The organism is Curtobacterium sp. PhB78 (assembly GCF_003751685.1).
Taxonomy (GTDB): Bacteria; Actinomycetota; Actinomycetes; order Actinomycetales; family Microbacteriaceae; genus Curtobacterium.
In genome coordinates, this window is sequence record NZ_RKIA01000002.1 from 543035 (window position 1) to 560676 (window position 17642).

General features: G+C 71.4%; 11 protein-coding genes. 6 read left to right on the top strand and 5 right to left on the bottom strand.

The window, feature by feature from the left end:
• Positions 1-46: 46 nt before the first annotated feature.
• Positions 47-6067 (bottom strand): DUF5979 domain-containing protein, encoded by a 6021-nt coding sequence (locus EDF53_RS06315; protein WP_123292744.1) that lies wholly within the window; start codon positions 6065-6067, stop codon positions 47-49.
• Positions 6064-6978: an HAD family phosphatase gene (locus tag EDF53_RS06320; protein ID WP_123292867.1), complete on the bottom strand. Its 915-nt coding sequence runs from the start codon at positions 6976-6978 to the stop codon at positions 6064-6066. The genes EDF53_RS06315 and EDF53_RS06320 overlap by 4 nt, the downstream gene beginning before the upstream one ends.
• A gap of 154 nt (positions 6979-7132) precedes the next feature.
• Here EDF53_RS06320 and EDF53_RS06325 point away from each other — a divergent pair, with 154 nt between their 5' ends.
• The 5 genes from EDF53_RS06325 to EDF53_RS06345 all read left to right on the top strand — a co-directional run bounded on the left by EDF53_RS06325 (position 7133) and on the right by EDF53_RS06345 (position 10901).
• Positions 7133-7552: an SHOCT domain-containing protein gene (locus tag EDF53_RS06325; RefSeq protein ID WP_123292745.1), complete on the top strand. Its 420-nt coding sequence runs from the start codon at positions 7133-7135 to the stop codon at positions 7550-7552.
• Positions 7549-8055 carry a DUF1269 domain-containing protein gene (locus tag EDF53_RS06330; protein ID WP_123292746.1) on the top strand — a complete coding sequence of 169 codons (507 nt, stop codon included), beginning with the start codon at positions 7549-7551 and terminating at the stop codon, positions 8053-8055. Before EDF53_RS06325 ends, EDF53_RS06330 begins: the two co-directional genes overlap by 4 nt.
• The gene (locus tag EDF53_RS06335; RefSeq protein WP_123292747.1) at positions 8052-8357 is read left to right on the top strand and encodes a hypothetical protein; all 306 of its coding nucleotides are present in this window, start codon (positions 8052-8054) and stop codon (positions 8355-8357) included. The genes EDF53_RS06330 and EDF53_RS06335 overlap by 4 nt, the downstream gene beginning before the upstream one ends.
• 103 nt (positions 8358-8460) lie before the next feature.
• On the top strand, positions 8461-10002 hold the full coding sequence (locus EDF53_RS06340) for an arylsulfatase (protein ID WP_123292748.1): 1542 nt from the start codon (positions 8461-8463) through the stop codon (positions 10000-10002).
• A gap of 50 nt (positions 10003-10052) precedes the next feature.
• The gene (locus EDF53_RS06345) at positions 10053-10901 is read left to right on the top strand and encodes a formylglycine-generating enzyme family protein (protein WP_131880222.1); all 849 of its coding nucleotides are present in this window, start codon (positions 10053-10055) and stop codon (positions 10899-10901) included.
• 58 nt (positions 10902-10959) lie between these two features.
• Here EDF53_RS06345 and EDF53_RS06350 read toward each other — a convergent pair whose 3' ends face one another.
• The 3 genes from EDF53_RS06350 to EDF53_RS06360 all read right to left on the bottom strand — a co-directional run bounded on the left by EDF53_RS06350 (position 10960) and on the right by EDF53_RS06360 (position 16084).
• The gene (locus tag EDF53_RS06350) at positions 10960-12540 is read right to left on the bottom strand and encodes a Na+/H+ antiporter (RefSeq protein WP_123292869.1); all 1581 of its coding nucleotides are present in this window, start codon (positions 12538-12540) and stop codon (positions 10960-10962) included.
• An 80-nt stretch (positions 12541-12620) separates the two neighbouring features.
• Positions 12621-13115, bottom strand: a complete 495-nt coding sequence (locus EDF53_RS06355; protein ID WP_123292749.1) for a MarR family winged helix-turn-helix transcriptional regulator — start codon at positions 13113-13115, stop codon at positions 12621-12623.
• Entirely contained in the window at positions 13112-16084 is a 2973-nt protein-coding gene (locus EDF53_RS06360; RefSeq protein ID WP_123292750.1) for a glycosyl hydrolase, read from the bottom strand. The genes EDF53_RS06355 and EDF53_RS06360 overlap by 4 nt, the downstream gene beginning before the upstream one ends.
• A gap of 216 nt (positions 16085-16300) precedes the next feature.
• Here EDF53_RS06360 and EDF53_RS06365 point away from each other — a divergent pair, with 216 nt between their 5' ends.
• Complete coding sequence (locus EDF53_RS06365) at positions 16301-17641, top strand: MFS transporter (protein ID WP_260215226.1); 1341 nt, start codon at positions 16301-16303, stop codon at positions 17639-17641.
• Position 17642: the final 1 nt, after the last annotated feature.

Below are 17642 nucleotides of genomic sequence, written 5' to 3' on the forward strand. Positions count from 1 at the left end.
TCGCCGCGACGGGCTGGTCTCGTCGGCCCGGCACCCGGGCGCGCCGTCACCCGGACCACCTGGTCCCGTCTCGACGTCGACGGCGGGTGGAACGGCGGATCGCGATGCCACCGGTGAGCAGGAGCGCGGCGATCGCGAGCGCCACGACCGCCTGACGACCGTCGTAGCCCGTGGACGCCAGGGAGTCCGGAGCGGGGCCGACCGGACCCGACCCGCTGCCGTCCCCACCCGGTGTCACCGACGGAGGACCCGGTGCCGGTGTGGGTGTCGGGGTCGGGGTGGGCGTCGGCGTCGGCGGGGTGGGGGTGAAGTCGTAGTCGTTGGTGATCGTCACGACCTGCAGGGTCGGCACGCTCTGGTCGGCCGTCGACGCGACCAGCACCCGGACCGTGCTCGGGCTGACGGTCCGGGCGTCCTCGCCGTACGAGCCCACTGCACCGCGTTCCGCGACGTCGCAGGTGGCACCGACCGGGATGCCGTCGATGCGCGCCTCGAGGGCGTTCTCGGACGTGAGGGCCACCACGGCGGCACCACCGAGGTCGAGCGCGACACCGGCCACCTCACACCGGACGTCGGCGTCGAACCGATCAGGGGCTCGGCCTGCGCCGGTGCCCGTCACCTGCTTCCGGATGAGCATCGACCCGACGGACGGTGCGACGCCGACCTTCACCGGCGCCTGGGCGATCGGGAGTCCGCCGTCGCTCAGTGTGGCGGTGGTCCCGACCTGGTTGAAGGCCGTCTCGTCGCGGAGCGGGACCGTCGTGGGGACACCGTCCGGGTGCGCGGCGGTCACCGGCTCGTCGACGGTGCGGTACCGGGCCGTGACGGCTTCGCCCGGGTCGAGCCCGCCGACGGAACCGAGGTCGACCGAGACGCGCAGGCCCGTCACGTCGTCCCAGTCGCCGGTGAACGCATCGCTCGCGGCCCACGTGCTCGTCGAGCAGAGCGAGTCGTCCGTCCAGGTCGTCGAGTCGGTGGTCGAGCACACGGTGCGGTCGGTCGTGACCTGCCAGGTCGTCGTCGCACCGAGCGGTGCGTCGACCTCCACGCCGAAGGAGTCGTCGAACACCGGCCGGTAGCTGCTCCCACGCGGAGCCCCGGTCGCGAGGAGCCGGTCGCCGGGCTGCGGGAGCGGGTCGACGAAGGTGACCCGGTCCTGGTCGACGGTGCCGGTGTTCGTCGTCCGGACGCGCCACTCGTCGGTCCCGCCGACACGCGTGGCGGCGACGCAGGGCGGGAGGGTGAAGCCGTCGTCGTCCGGGGTGCAGGACGTGCCTGGGTCCGACGGGTCGGACGCACCCGAGACGAGCGGGTCGACGACGTCGCCACGCACCGCCTTGCTCGTCTGCAGCGCCGGCCCGGGCGTGGGCTGCACGTAGTTGGTCGTGCCGCACTCCTCGGCAGGGAGTCCCGAGATGGTGCCCTGCCCGTTGCCGGAGTCGTTCGTGCAGCGGTCGAGCGCCGAGCCGGTGACGGCGACGGCCGAGTTCGTGGCGCGCTCGTCCTCGTGCAGACCGGGTTCCAGCGTCAGGGGGATCGTGATGGTGAACGTCTCGTCCGGGGCCATCCGGTCGTCGTCGGTGGGCCAGGTGAACGTGATCGTCCGGCCGTCCTGGACCGTCGTGACGTCGGCGGACAGTGTCCCGTCGGGCGAGGTGCGGAACGTCGGGTCCGTCCCGTCCCACGTGAGGCCCTCGGGGAGCTCGTCGCGCACGGACGTCAGCGTGACGATGCCGGTCCCGGTGTTGCGCATCGTGACGGTCCACGGGACCGGGGTCCCGACCGGCACGGTGTGCTGGTCGTTCGCGGGCGCCTTGGCGACGTCGAGCTGGCGGGTGCCCGGGTCGAGCGTGAGGGTGTCGTCCGCGGCGGCGGTGGCGTCGGGGAAGAGCGTGTCGTCGCTGCGATGGGCGGTAACGGTCGCCGAGTCGTCGAGGGTGCCGGGGAACCGGACGGGTGCACCGTCCCGGCCGACCGGGAGCACGACGACGTGGAGCACCGCGGCGGCGGTCCAGGCTGCCGGCGGGTCGGCGTGGGAGAGGACGTCGCCGTCCGCTCGGTCGAAGACGAAGCGGATGCCCGTGATCGCGGCCGTGTCAGACGTCGGCAACGTCGCCGAGTCGGATGCCGCCCCGAGCTCCCACGCAGGCTGGCCGTCGAGCTGGACGTCGACGCGCACCCGGTCGGCCCCGGCCGGGAACGTCACGTCGTCCGCGGAGAACGCTGCGAGCCGGACGTCGTTCCAGAAGTCCTGGTCGGTGTCCTCGATGGTCACCGTGTCCGGCGAGACCGTCGCGTCGTCGCCCTGCGCACCGTCGAGGCGCACGTCGATCGTGTCGCTGCGGTCGGCCTCGAGCAGGGTGTCCGGTGTGAAGGTCTTCTCCGCGGTGACGTCGAGGACGCCGCGGACCAGCGCGACGGCCGCGGAGGCCGTGTCCGTCGGGGTGCTGGTCTGACCGGACGGCGCCAGGACGGGGTCGTACGACTGCGCGAACGCCCGGTTCGTGACGGTGGTCGTCGCGGTCACGGGGACGGACGGCAGGCTCCGGAGCGTCGCCCGCAACTGCGTGTGCATCGTCATGGTCAGCGGTCGGCCGGTGGAGATGGTCCCGCCGGTGCGGGTGGGGTCCGTGCCCTGGTAGACGACGCTGACGCCGACGACGTCCGCGAGCTGTGCCGCGGTCTGGGCCCGGGCGCCGGTGATCGAGGTCGTGCTGCTGGAGGTCGTCCCGGTGTCACTCCGGTGCAGCAACGTCACCGTCGATGCGTCCGCGTCGACCTCGTCGTCGTCGACGCTGAAGTCGAGTCCGGTGAGGGTGAACCGTTCGAACGGGTTGCCGGTCGTGGAGTCGGCTCCGTCGAAGGGGTCCGCCGACCACGCGTCGGGGTCGCTCGTGCAGTCGGAGAGGGTCGCCGGTGTGCACGGCATCGGGTCGGTCACGCGGACGTACGACGCGCGCGAGGCGGAGCCGTTCGTGGCGGTGACGGTGAAGTCGTTCGTGGGGTACTCGTCGGGGTCGACGTCACCGCGTGCCGGGACGGCGAGGCTGTCGTGCTCGGAGGTCTTCGCGAGCCCGACGAGGGGCGGCCGGTCGAGGATGACGAGGTCGTCGACCGCAGTGGAGCTCTGGTCTCCGTCGTCGGTCGTGGCCGTGACGTCGACCGCGTTGCGGACGGACCCGGCGGTGCTGAGGTTGTAGTCGGTGGTGCCGTTCACCCACTCGACGTCGGCGGTGCCCGGTGCTCGGAGGGAGTTCCGGAGCTCCCAGGTGAGGTGGAACGGTCGCGGCGTCGTGCTCGTGGCGATCCCCGACCCCGGAACGGGTCGGGTCGGGTCGGTGCTCGCCGCGCGGGCGTCGTCGTCGGGCGCCACGGTGATCCGGACGCCCGTCGTCGCAGCGGTCTGCTCGCTCGTCAGCGCGTACCCGACGAAGCCGGTCTGGTCGACCCAGCCGGAGGTCGGCGCCGGGACGGTGGACCACGTCCCGTCGCTGAAGAGCTCGACGGAGGTGACGGTGTCCCACCGCCAGAGCGGGTCGGTGCTCACCGCGATCGGGTCGATCGACTCGAGGTCGAACGCCTGGAAGACGGTGGCGGCCGGGTTCCCCGCGTTGCCTGCTGGATCGGTGACGACGATCTGGGACGTCCCGGTCGTCCGCGAGCCCCACTCGAGGACGGACCCGACCTGCTCGCCGGACTGGCTGTCCACGGTGGTCCGGTCGGTGGCGAAGTCGGTGTCGGTCCACCGCTTCCCGGCGATCGTGCTCCCCGTCCCGGTCGTCGACTCGATGTCGGCGTCGGCGTCGGCCTCGACGACGTCGCTCTCGATGGTGGTGCCGCCGTCGACGGCACCCTCGCCCTGTGCGGTCGCCGTGTTGGTGTAGGTCGACGGACCGGCGTCGGGGGTGCTCGTCGATCCACCGCCGTACCGCTGGTCCGCACGGGCCTGCGAGACGACGTTGGGTTGCACGGTGGTGCCCTGCGGGAAGCCGTCCGGGTTCGTGAACACGAACCGGAGTCCGGTGATCGCGCTTCGGAGGTCGGCGGGGACGGTGCCGGAGAAGTTCGTCGGGCCGGTGGCGGGGAGGCCGTCGATCGGGAGCGGCTGCCAGGTGGCGCCGTCGTCGGACGTGTAGTCGATGGTCAGCGTGGTGCCCGCGGGCACCTGCGTGGGCGCGATCGCGACCGGGTCGAACGCGTTCCAGAACGATCCGTCGTCGTGGGGCGTCGGCGCGACGTCCTCGATGGTGATCGTCGTCGGGGTCACGAACGCGGAGTCCGTGCTGGTCGTGGCCGGGAGCTGGGCCACGACCGTCCCGCCCGGTGCGATCGGCTCCTGCGGGCTGAGGGTCTTGGAGAGCGCGATCTCGATGTCCGGGCGGAACACGTCGAGCGGCGCGGACGCGCCGTCGTCGGCGGTCGCACCCCCGTTGCGTACGGAGGCCGTCGCACGGTTGGTGGTCCGGAGTGGTGCGTCGTCGGCAGCATCGAGCGCGGTGTCGATGCCGAAGCGCGTCGTCGTCGTCGCGTCGGCATCGATCGGGCCGTCGTACACGATCTCGAACCCGGTCACGAAGGTGCCGTCCGGGGCCGCGGCCGCCGGGGTGTCGCCGTCGGCGAACGGATCGGTGCGGGTCGTCCCGTCGCTGAAGTGCCAGACGACGTCGGCGCCGGTGGCGGTCGCGGGGTACGCGAGCGGACTGCTGAACCCGGCGAAGCCGACGTCGGCGGTGAAGTAGTCGAGGTCGCTGACGCGGAGTTCCTCGACCGGTCCGTCCGACGTGTTCGTGGCGGTCACGCTGCCGACCGCGTTCGTGCCCGCGGGGACCCGCGCCGGGTCGATCGACTTGGTGACCGCTGCTCCGAGGTTCGTCGGTGAGACGGTGTGTTCGGCGGAGGCCGTGCTCGTCGCGGGGTCCTGCCCGGGGACCGAGACGGTGGCGGCGGCGGTGTTCGTGGCGGACCATCCCTCGCCGAGCTCGACGTCGGAGTCCCGCTCGGTGCTGCGCTGTCCGACGTCGAGTTGGATCGAGGCAGCCGGATCGCCGGGCGTGAGGACGGCCCCGTCCGGGCCGGTGAAGGTGTACCGGACCCCGGCGACGTCGGCGTCGTCGACGCCGGCCGGGAACGTCGCGGATCCCGGCGGCGAAGGAGTCCCGGTGACCCAGCGGTAGGTGCCGGTCCCGGGGTCGAGCACGTACGCGTCGACCTGCACGGCGGTCGCTTCTGCGGGCAGGGCGATCGTGCCGGGTCCGGTGACGTCGACGTACCGGAACGGGTTCGTGGCGTCCAGCGTCGCCGCACCCTCCGCCGCGTTCGACGGGTCCTGGACGACGAGGGACGTGGCGGGGACGTTCGACGCGTTCGAGGCGGAGAGCTCGATGGTCGACGGTGCGCCGGGGGAGTACTGCTCGTTCGTGGGCGTCCAGGACTTCGTCGTCGCGACGTCGACGGTCGTCGAAATGTCCACGGTGACCGTCGCGGCGCTGGACGCGGTCGCGGCGTTGTCCGCGGTGCCGGTACCGGTGTTCGTGATCGGCTGGCCGTTGTAGGGCCACGTCGGCGGGAGGTCGGCGGGGACCCGAAGGGTCGCCGTGAGCGTGTACGCCTGGCCCGCGGCGAGGCCCTGGGAGCCGTCGGCGAGCGGTTGGACGAACTCGAGGGTGCCCACGCACGGCGGGTCGCTGGTGACGACCGTCGCCGGTGTGCCGCCGCAGCCGGTGTGGGTGACGACCCAGTCCGGGTCTGCCGGCGCGGCGGGGTTGGGCGGAGTGGCGCTGAGGTCGACGATCGGGAAGCCCTCGAGCTCCGCCGGCAGGGTGTCGACGATCCGGGCGTCCACACAGTCGGCGTCATCGCACCCGAGTCGGATCGTGAAGGTGAACTCGTCGCCGGGGCCGAGGGTGGCGCTCTTGCCGCCGTCGACCAGCTTGTTCACCTCGATCGCCGCAGGGTCCGCAGCCGATGCGGGGACCGCTGTCGTCACGATCGCCCCGGTCGCGAGGAGCACCGCGGTCGTCGCGGCGATCGCCGAGCGCAGCACGTGGTTCCGGCCGATGCGCTTCACGTCGGGAACACCGTGGCCCAGTCGTCGCGGACGCTGACCACGGTGATGTCGCGCTCGTCGGCCTCACGGAGCACGACCTCGGCGCCCTTGTCGTACGGCTGGTCGCCGCGGCCGGTGTCGTCGTCGTGGTGGACGAGCAGACGGAGTCCTGCGTGTCCGGGCACGGTGTACTCGAGCATCTCCCGGTCGCCGTCGGAGTTCCCGACCGCGACCGCCGGCCGCCGTCCGATCCGGCTCCAGACCCGGACGGGCTTCTCCGGGCCGTCGTCGAAGAACGCGAGTGCGTCGACGTAGCGGACCTCGCCGTCGACGTACTCCAGGCCCATGGCGGAGCCGATGACGTGTTCCGGGGCGATGCCGTAGTTCTGCTCCGTCATGGGACGCATGAAGTCGCGTTCCCCCGCGGACACCACGTAGCAGGTGAACCCGTGCTCGTGCAGGAGCCGCACGAGCTCGACCATCGGCTGGTAGACCGTCGCCGCGTAGGGAACGCCGAGCACGGGGTGTTCGGCGTGCGCGTAGAAGTCCGAGACGAGCCGTCGGTAGTCATCGACGCTCATGCCAGCGGTCACGCGCCCCACCGCCGCCAGCAGCAGCCGGAGATCGGAGTCGTCCCCGCTCGCGTGCCGGTCGACGGCGCCCCCGATCCACGACAGGTCACCGGACTGCGCGGCCGCGTAGGGCTGCGTGCGAGCGAGCTCCGGGTCGGCGGACGCTGCAGCGGCCCACTGCTGGACGAGCCAGTGCAGCTGGGTCGGCATCGGCTTCTCGTTCCAGAGCGTGCCGTCGTTGTCGAAGACGGCGACGCGGTCGTCGACCGGCAGCGGGGTGTCCCCGCCGGTCGTGCGGGCCAGGAACCGTTCGACGGCGTCGCGGGCGTGCCCCGGGCGCCAGGAGGGGAGTGTGTCCATGCCCCGGATCGTCCGGCCGCGCGGGCCGGTGCGCACCATCCTGATCGGGTGAACCGGGAAGCCCGTCGCGCCGGATCGCCCGAAGCGGGTGGTGCCGGCCGCGCGCCGTCGGCGCTAGACAGCAGGCCCACGCACTCCTGAAGGGAACACGATCATGGACTTCTGGTACACGTTCTGGGCAGTGATCTGGTACGGGCTGCTCATCTCGGCGCTCATCGCCTCGCTCATGGCGCTCTTCTCGGTCCTCGCGGACCTCGTGCGGGATCGTTCGCTCAGCGGGTGGTACAAGGCGATCTGGGTCTTCTTCCTGGTCTTCGTGCCGTTCCTGACGACGTTCGTCTACCTGATCGCACGCGGTCGTGGGATGGCGGACCGCAGCGCGGAGTCCGCCCAGCGGCAGAAGGACGCCGCCGACGGCTACATCCGCGACGTGGCGGGCACGTCCCCGTCCGACGAGATCGCCAAGGCGCGCGCGCTCCTCGACGCCGGCACGATCACGGCGGCGGAGTTCGACGCGATCAAGGCGAACGCGGTCGGCAGCACCCGCGCGGCGCCGGCACCGGCTGCGGCGTGAGCGACCGGGCGACCGAGCTCGTCGTCATCGCCTTCGACGACGACGACGGCGCCCGGGCGGCGCACGACGCCGCACTGCGCCTCGACCGCCGCGCGGAGATCGCCCTCGACGGCATCGCCGTCGTGCACGTCGACGAGCACGGTCGCACCCACGTCGACTCCACCGGGCGTGATTCGCAGCGTGGTGCACGGGCGGCCTCGAGCGCGGTGTTCGGCACCGTGCTCGGATTCCTGTTCCTCGTGCCGTTCGCGGGGCTCGTCGTCGGCGGAGCGGTGGGGGCGCTCTTCGCGAGCCTGGACCGTGCCGGCGTGGACGCGGACTTCCGGGAGCGTCTCGCCGCCGAGCTGGCGCGGGGCGGGGCGGCCGTCGTCGTCTCCGTGGCGTCGGTCGACGGGGACCGGATCGTCGGCGCGATGACGGACCTCGGCGGCACGGTGCTCCGGACGACGCTCTCCGACGAGGACCTCCGGGCGATCGCGCACGACCTTGGTGGGCACCCGTGACGAGCGCAGTCGGTCCATCGGCTCGGACACTCGTCCTCGTGACGGCGGCGTCGCTCGTGTCCACCGTGGCCTTCTTCGTCGTCTTCGGCCTCGTGGCGCCCCTCGACTGGTGGTGGACGCTCCCGATCGCGGGGGTCGGCCTCGTGGTCGTCGTGGTCCTGGGGTTCCTGCTGCGCCGGTTCGACGGTCGGCACCTGGTGGTGCGGTCGACCGCCACGGCGGCCCAGGGACTCGGGCTCCTGCCGATCGCGTGTGCGCTGGCGACCGCCGTCGCGGTGGCCGTCGCGCTGCTGACGGGCTGAGCAGACGACGTCCACGATCTCACCCGGTCGGGGTGGCCCGCACCGGAGCGCACCCGAGCACGATCCATGCACGAGCACGACCACACGAACGAGGAGGACAGCGATGCCGAAGGACAAGCCGAACATCCTGGTCATCTGGGGCGATGACATCGGGATCACGAACCTGAGCGCCTACAGCGATGGCCTGATGGGCTACCGCACACCGAACATCGACCGGATCGCGGATGAGGGCATGCGCTTCACCGACTCCTACGGGGAGCAGAGCTGCACCGCCGGCCGGTCGTCCTTCATCACAGGACAGAGCGTGTTCCGCACGGGGCTCAGCAAGGTGGGCATGCCCGGCGCGGACCTGGGGCTCCGCGCCGAGGACCCGACGATCGCCGAGGTGCTGAAGCCGCACGGGTACGCCACCGGGCAGTTCGGCAAGAACCACCTCGGCGACAAGAACGAGTTCTTGCCGACGGCGCACGGGTTCGACGAGTTCTACGGCAACCTGTACCACCTGAACGCGGAGGAGGAGCCCGAGTCGGCGAACTGGCCGTCCATCGAGGAGTTCCCGGCCTTCAACGAGCGGGCCCGGCCGCGCGGCGTGATCCACTCGTGGTCGACCGACGAGGACGACGACACCGAGGACGGTCGATACGGACGACGTGGCAAGCAGCGCGTCGAGGACACCGGCCCGCTGACCAAGAAGCGCATGGAGACCATCGACGAGGAGTTCGCGGACGCCGCGATGGACTTCATCGGGCGTCAGGCGGAGTCCGAGACCCCGTTCTTCGTCTGGATGAACACCACCCACATGCACTTCCGGACGCACCCGAAGCCGGAGAGCCGGGGGCAGGCCGGCCGGTGGCAGTCGCCGTACCACGACACGATGATCGACCACGACCTGGTGGTCGGCTCGCTCCTCGACCAGCTCGACGAGCTCGGGATCGCGGACGACACGATCGTGATCTACTCCACGGACAACGGCCCGCACATGAACACGTGGCCGGACGGCGGGATGACCCCGTTCCGCAGTGAGAAGAACACGAACTGGGAGGGCGCGTTCCGGGTCCCGCAGATGATCCGCTGGCCCGGCCACATCGAGGCGGGGTCGATCTCGAACGCGATCATCCAGCACCACGACTGGCTCCCGACGTTCCTGGCGGCGGTGGGGGACACGACCACGGTCGAGGAGCTCAAGGTCGGGAAGACGATCGGCGACCGGACCTACAAGGTGCACATCGACGGCTACGACTTCCTGCCGTACCTGACCGGGGAGGTCGAGCAGGGTCCGCGACCGGGCCTGGTGTACTTCTCGGACGACGGCGACGTCCTCGCGCTCCGGTTCGACAACTGGAAGGCGGTGTTCATGGAGCAGCGCGTCACCGGCACCCTGCAGGTCTGGTTCGATCCGTTCGTCGTGCTGCGGGTCCCGAAGCTCTACAACCTGCGGACCGACCCGTTCGAACGAGCGGACCAGACGTCGAACACGTACTTCGACTGGTTGTTCGAGAACGACTACCTGCTGCTCGCCGCCACGACGCTGGTCACCCAGTTCCTGGACACCTTCGAGGAGTTCCCGCCACGACAGCGCGCGGCGACGTTCAGCATCGACCAGGCGGTCGACAAGCTGCAGTCGTTCCTGGCCGGCGGCGACTGACGGTGCCGACCACCACCGGCCCGGCCACCGCCACGGCGATCCGCTCCTCGATGGTGCGGATCGCCGGCGGCGCGTTCACGATGGGCTCCGACCAGCACTACCCGGAGGAGTCCCCGGCGCGCAGCGTCACCGTCGCCGCGTTCGAGATCGCCCCGCAGGCCGTGACGAACCGGGAGTTCGCGGCGTTCGTCCGTGCCACCGGGTACCGCACGGTGGCGGAGCGGCCCCTCGACCCGGCGCAGTTCCCCGGTGCCCCGGCCGAGAACCTGCACGCCGGCTCGATGGTGTTCACCGGGACGAGCGGGCCGGTGGACCTCCGACACCTCAGCCAGTGGTGGGCGTGGACGCCCGGCGCGAACTGGCGTCGTCCCTCCGGTCCCGGCTCGACCATCGCCGACCGCGCCGACCACCCGGTCGTGCACGTGGCCCACGAGGACGCGGCTGCCTACGCGGTGTGGGCGGGCGGGCGACTGCCCACCGAAGCCGAGTGGGAGTTCGCGGCGCGCGGTGGCCTCGAGGGCGCGGAGTTCACCTGGGGGGACGAGGCGGAGCGCCCCGGGGAGCGGCGCGCGAACTACTGGCACGGCGACTTCCCCTGGCGCGCGGAACGCGGGTACGGACGGACGTCGCCGGTCGGGTCGTTCCCACCGAACGGCTACGGTCTGCACGACACGGCGGGCAACGTCTGGGAGTGGACGAGCGACCGGTACGTGGACCCCGCCGCCGAGCACGACTGCTGTGCGCCGGCGTCCGAGGCCGTGACCGTCGAGCGCCGGGTCGTGAAGGGCGGATCGTTCCTGTGCGCCGACAGCTACTGCCGCCGGTACCGTCCGGCGGCACGGCGTGGCCAGGAGTCCGACACCGGGATGAGCCACATCGGCTTCCGCATCGCGGGCTGACCGCCCCCGACCGGTCTGACCGCGCGCGACCGGTCTGACCGCCCCGTCCGGTGTCCCGCTACGCGGGGGTGATGCCGTCGAGTCGCGCCTCTTCCGCGTCGTAGCCGGCGCGGACCTGGCGGAGCACCAGGTCGTCGATCTCGTCCGAGTCACGGAGCCGCAGCAGGGTCGCGGCCTTGTGCTGCACCAGGGCGAGCTCGAGCGCGACGGCGGTGTCGTGCCGCTGCACCGCCGGGTGGTCGTCGTCGTCCTCCTCGCGTGCCTGGATGACGTCCAGGTGCGCCTCGTAGTCCTTGCGCACCCGGTCGACGGTGGCCTGGTCGGCTCCGGTCGACCGTGCCAACCGCGGCAGGGCGTCGAGGGCCTCCTCGATCGCGGTCCGCTCGGCGTAGCGACGTTCCTCACCGACCGACTCGTCCTCGGGCAGCGCAGCCCGCCGCAGGACCGCCGGCAGCACGAGTGCCTGACCGACGATGGTGACGACGACCACGCCCGCCGTGACGAAGACGATGAGGTCGCGGTCCGGGAAGTCCGCTCCGGACTCCAGAACGCGGGGGACGGCGACGGCCATCGCCAGCGAGACCGCGCCGCGGAACCCGGCGAAGCCGCTCACGAGCCGGTCGCGGTGGCCCTCGCGGGGCGCGCCTCCCGTCCGACGGGTGACGAGCCAGACGGTGCCGCCCGCGGCGTTGAGGAACGCGAACCGGACCACGACGAGCACGACCGCGACGGCCAGGACGACGCCGACGGCGCGGAGCAGCTCGGACGGCGTCAGCGCCCGGGCCGCGACCATCGCCTCGATGCCGACCAGGACGAACAGTGCACCGTTGAGCAGGAACGTCAGGAACGACCAGAAGGCGCGGACCTGCTGCCGGGTCTCGGCGCGGTCGAGCTTCGGCCCGACCTGGCTGACGACGATGCCGGCCGCCACCACGGCGAGCACACCGGAGGCGCCGATCGCCTCGGCAGCCAGGAACGCACCGAACGGCACGAGGAGCGTGACGAGGTTCTCGAGCACCACGGTGTCGACCCGGCGCAGCACGAGCGTGCCGACCCACGCCGCGGCGAGCCCCGCGGCGACCCCACCGAGGTACGACAGGACGAGCATCCCCGACACGCCCCAGAACGTGAGTTCCTGCGTGCCCACCGTGACGGCGACCGCGATGCCGTAGACGACGAGGGTCGTGCCGTCGTTCACCAGGCTCTCCGCCCGCAGCACGGTGACGTTCCGGCGCGGCAGCATCTTCGTGAGCACTCCGACCGCGGTCGCGTCGGTCGGGGCCACGGCGGCGCCGAGCACCCAGGCCGGACCCCACGGCATGCCGAGCAGGTGGAGCAGGACGGCGACGGCGCCCGCCGTGGCGACGACGAGCAGCGTGCCCATCAGGACGATGCCGCGCAGGTTCTTCCGGATCTCGCGCAGCGACGTCGTCAGACTCTCCCAGTACAGGAGCGCCGGCAGGAACAACAGCAGGACGGCGTCGGCCGGCAGCTCGACGTCCGCGAACTCCGGCACGAAGGCCAGCGCAGCGCCGAAGACGAGCAGCAGGACCGGAGGGGCCACCCGGATCCGGTCCGCGATCCCCGCCGTCAATGCGATGGCGAGGCCGAGGACGACCACCAGTTCAGGACCCAGCACGTGCACTCCTCGTTCGACCGACACTCCAGTCAACGCGGCCGACGGTGATCGTGCACACGGGTGCCGGAGCGACGCTCGGCTCAGGACCCGTTCGCCGCGTCGTGTCGCAGGCGCGCGAGCACCCGCCGGAGGGCGTCGACGTCCTTCGGACCCCAGTGGGCGAGGACCGCATCGAGGTCCTGGCTGAGCTGGTCGCTGATCCGCTCGCCGTACCCGCGGCCCTCGGCGGTGAGCGCGATCAACACGCTGCGCTCGTCATCGGGAGCCGGTACCCGTACCACGAGCCCGATGTCCTCGAGCCGGTTCGCGATCTTCGTGAGGTTGGCACGACCGGTGCCCAACGCCCCCGCGAGCACGCTCGGCTTCGTCGCGCCGCGGTAGGTCAGCTGGTTGACCACCAGGAACATCGACAGATCGGCCACCGGGAAGTCGATCGCGGTCATCATGCGCTGCCGGACCTGCGGGCTGTCCGCCCAGTGCACGATGCCCGCGAGCGCGACCCGGATGTCGAACGGGTCGGGGGTGATGACGGGGCGCAGGTCCACACCGCTCGGTCGTCCGCCGCGACGGGTCATCCGACCACCAGACGAACGGGACCGAGCAGGCCGTGGTCGCGGACGTGTGTCGTCTGCACCGCGTCGGGGTCGCCGAGCAGCTGCGCGATGACGTCGGGGACGTCCTCGTAGTACCCGCGGGCGAGCAACCGGTTGTTGAGTGAGCTGGCGACCCGCACGACCACCGTGTTCTCTCCCACGCGCAGGTCGTCGGTGACGTCGACCACCGGGTGCGAGGTGTCGAACCCGCGTGCCGGTCCGCCGTTGAGCACGACCGAACCGAGCCCGCCGGCCGTCGACCCGAGGTCGAGCAGGAACCGGGCGCCGTCGTCGTCCACCGTGTCGACGGTGAACGACGTGGCGTACTCGCCGACCCCGGAGACCTCCGGTCCCACGGCGGGCAGGTCCTTCCACGGACGGAGCGGACCGGTACCGGCGTCGAGTCGTCGGACGTCGGTCAGCGGCCGGACCTCGCGCGTGATGTAGCCGTGGCCGCGGTCCTCGGTGATGAGTTCCTCACCGCCCGCGTCCCAGCTCTCGACCGCGATCCGCCAGTCGGTCATCTCGACGACGACGTCGGTCGTCGTGCGTCCGCCGAGCCGGGCGTCGAGTGCGGTCTCGCGCGCAGGCCCGCTGCGGTCGAGCGTGAACAGCGCGGTCTCACCGGGCGCGAGGTCCACGGTGACGATCGTCCGGTCGCCCTCGGTCCGTGCGGCCGGGTGGGGGAACACCGCGCCGGACCAGGCGTCGACGCGGTACACCGCGCCGGTGCCGGGCAGCGCGACCTCCACGGTGGTCGCCGAGGTCGTCTCGTACAGGAAGTGGTACAGGTACACGTGCAGCAGGTCACCGTCCTCGCGCAGGTGCGACAGGACGCTCCGGTCCTCCGTCACGAACTCGGCGCGGCCGGTCACGCCGAGGCCGCGCAGGGCGGCGACGGTGTCGGCGGCGTCGTCGATCGCGGTCACCGACGGCAGGGCCAGCAGCCGCTCGACGGTGTCCGCGAGCTCGGCGTCGCGTCCGTCGAGGCCCGGGGTGCGGGCGGCCGCTCGGGGGTGGTGCGTGTCCGTCCCGGCGATCAGCGACTTGAGCTCACGCGTGCCGTGCACGACGAGGATCCGCACGCCGTCCTCGGCCCAGGCGAGCAGGCGTGCTGCGACGTCGGCATCGAGCGCGCTCTGGAAGACGAGCAGTGCCTGGTACCCGGGGCCGTCCGGTTGCACCAGGCCGCCGTCCACCCGGACGTCGTCGCGGAGCAGCAGCGACCCGTCGAGGAACTCGTACGTCCACCCGGCGTCCTGCATGCCGAGGTCGCGCCACCAGTGGTTCTGCCGGTCGCGCATCCAGTACTGGCCGTAGGCGACCTCGTCGGGGACGCGGCCACCGTCGGCGTCGCGGAACACCATGCCGGACGCGTTGTCGGTGAAGTGGTCGGTGTGCAGGATGCCGACGTCGATCCGCGGGCGTCCCTGGCGCAGGACGTACTGGTACCGGCCGATCGCGTCGTTCCAGAGCGGGTAGAACTCGGCAGCGGGCTGCCGGGCGTCGAAGCGCTCCGAGAACATGCTCCACATGCCCTCGTGTCCCGGCCAGCTCGTGACGCCCTCGGCGCCCGTGGTGCTCGCCCAGCCGTGCAGGACGGTCTTCGTGATGCCGGCGGCGAGCTGCGTCGCGACGATCTGGTCGTAGAACCGGTGGTCGAGCATGTGGTTACGGGTCGTCGCACCGGTCTCCGACGAGTACTGCTTGCCGAACAGGTGCGCCGGCCCCGCGAGCAGCCGGTACGCGTCGATCTGCGCGGCGAACTCGAGCGACTCCGTCTCGATCCCGTCGACCTCCGGCCCGGGGCGCGTCAACTCGAACGGCAGCCCGTAGCTGATCTCGGACCGCAGCGTCATGCCGTTGGCGTGCAGGAACGCCGCGAACGGGCGCAGCATGTTCTCGATGTACAGGTCGGTGAGCGTCCGGACGTAGTCGAAGCGGACCTTCTCGACGTCGACCGCCCGGTCCGGCACCGGTTCGGCGTGGTACGTGGTGCTCGACGCCATGAACGGAGCGCTGCGGGTCAGGAACGGCAGCCACGGCGTGATCGGGTAGCCGCGGCGCGTCCGGAACTCCTCGGCGACGTGCGCTCCCCAGAAGAGGCCACCGTCGCCGTAGGTCGACAGCTCGAGGGAGTCCATGTACATCTGGGCACGGGGATTGCGGGCGATCTCGGCGCGGAGGCCAGGGGTCAGGACGACGTGTTCCCAGTAGTCGATCACGGCATCCACGCCCGCTCGCTCCAGGTAGTTCACCGTCCAGTTGACCGTCGCCGACGGTGACGCCGTCTGGCCGGTGCCGTGGCTCCAGAACGTGGACAACCGCCAGGTGCCGCCCTCCGGTGCGGTCCAGTCGAGTGCCTCGTCGGTGACCGCGCTGGTCAGGTCCACCACCGAGTCGGGGTCCAGCACGGTTGCGGCGCCGGAACCGGCGGAGTCCGGGACGACGCGCGTCGCGACCACCGCGACGAGCGTCTGGACGCGCACCGTCCCGCGTTCACCGGGGAGCGTCGTGTGTGCGATCGGCGCGTCGAGGTCGATCCGACGGAGCGCACCCGAGCGGCTCGTCCCGCCGGGCAGGTCCTCGTGCACGACGTCGAGTTCCTGCGCAGCGGCGGGGTGGTCTGCGTCGATCGTCGGCAGGTTCGCGTTCGACCAGTTCGTCCCGGACGTGAAGCTCACCGACATGCCCCTGGCGGTGGTCTCCTCGACGACGATCTGCGAGTCGTGCACCCACTCCTCGGATCCCCAGCCGTACCGGCCGTGGTCGATCGCCCCTTCGTCCATCGCCAGGAACTCCATGCCGCCGAACCCGAGTGCGTGGGCGGTGTCGACCTCGCGTCGGAGGGTCACGTCGGTGTGCAGCCCCTCGGCGAGCCACCACCGCAGCTCCGGACGGTACTCGATGGCCGGATGGGCGACGCCACGGGCGAGGTGCTCGATCGACATGGTGTTCTCCTCGGGAACGCGCGGCGACGGTGCCGCTGCGATGACCGTAGGTTCTGGGAGCGGCGGAAGTCAATGTCCTCAGGAAACGAACAGCGAGGCTGTGGACAGCAGGCGCAGTGAACGATCCTTGCGGTTGCGGCACTCGGCGGGCTACAGTGCCGCCGACTGGTTGAACCGTTTCATCCGGTGTTCGGCCGACGTTCAAGGGAGAACGCAGTGAACCGACCCCAGCAGCCCACCCGGCGACCGCACCCCTGGTGGGTCGCCGTCGTCTCGGGGATGGCCTCGTACATCGACGCGGCCGCGATCGTGAGTTCCGGCACCGCGCTCGTCCTGTACCAGCAGTCGATCGGCATCACCGGCACGCAGATCGGGGTGCTGTCCGGCGCGCTCACCTTCTGCATCGCGATCGGCGCGCTCTCCGGCGGGCGGCTCGGCGACCTGTTCGGTCGTCGGGCGGTGTTCATCGTGACGATGGCGATGACCGTCGTCGGTGCGGGGGTCCTGGTGGCGAGCCCGGCGTTCACGGGACTGCTCATCGGCACGATCCTCGTCGGCCTCGGCACCGGAGCGGACCTGCCGGTCTCGCTCGCGACGATCTCCGAGGCCGCGACCGACGAGAACCGGGGCGGGCTCGTCGGCTTCTCCCAGGTGCTCTGGTTCGCCGGGATCCTGGCGACCTACGCCATCTCGGCGGGCGTCGGGGACCTCGGCCGCGCCGGTGGTCAGATCATGTTCGCGCACGTCGGGGTCGTCGCACTCGTCGTGATGGTCCTGCGCTTCACGATCCCGGAGTCCACCACGTGGTCCGACGCCCATGCCGAGAAGGCAGCGGGCGCACACACCGTCCGTGCTGCCCGCCACGGCATCCGCGACGTCCTGACGCAGCGCATCTTCCTGCTGCCGTTCCTGTCCCTGCTGGTCTTCTACACGTTGACGAACCTCGGCGCGAACACCGGCGGGCAGTTCGGCGCCTACGTGGCCGTCAACGTCGTCGGGCTGTCGGTGCCGTTCTTCTCGACGATGAACCTGATCAGCGTGCCGATCGGGATGCTGCTCGCGTTCTGGTTCATGCGCATCGTCGACGGTCGGCTGCGGATGCCGTTCTACATCGTCGGCGCCGTGTGCCTCGTGGTGAGCTACGGCCTGCCGCTCGTGTTCGGCTTCTCGCTGCCGACCCTCGTCGCGATGCTCGCGTTCGGCGCGGTGGGCAACGCGTTCGCCTTCGAGGCGATCATGAAGGTCTGGTCGCAGGAGTCGTTCCCGACGTTGCTCCGCGGTTCGGTCCAGGGCACGATCATCGCGGTGGCCCGGATCGCCGCGGCGCTGCTGGCATTCGTGACCCCGCTGCTCCTCGACCACCCCGAGGTCATGTACGGCATCCTCACGGGGCTCGTCGCGGTCGGTGTCGTGGTCGGGTGGCTCGGGTTCCGGCACGCGGTCTTCGACGCGTTCTCGATCGAGGGCAAGGACCTCGCCGACGCGCAGGAGGCACTCTTCGCCGCCGGTGTCCGCGATGACGCTCCCGCAGCCGCCGCTCGCCGCGACCACCGCTGAC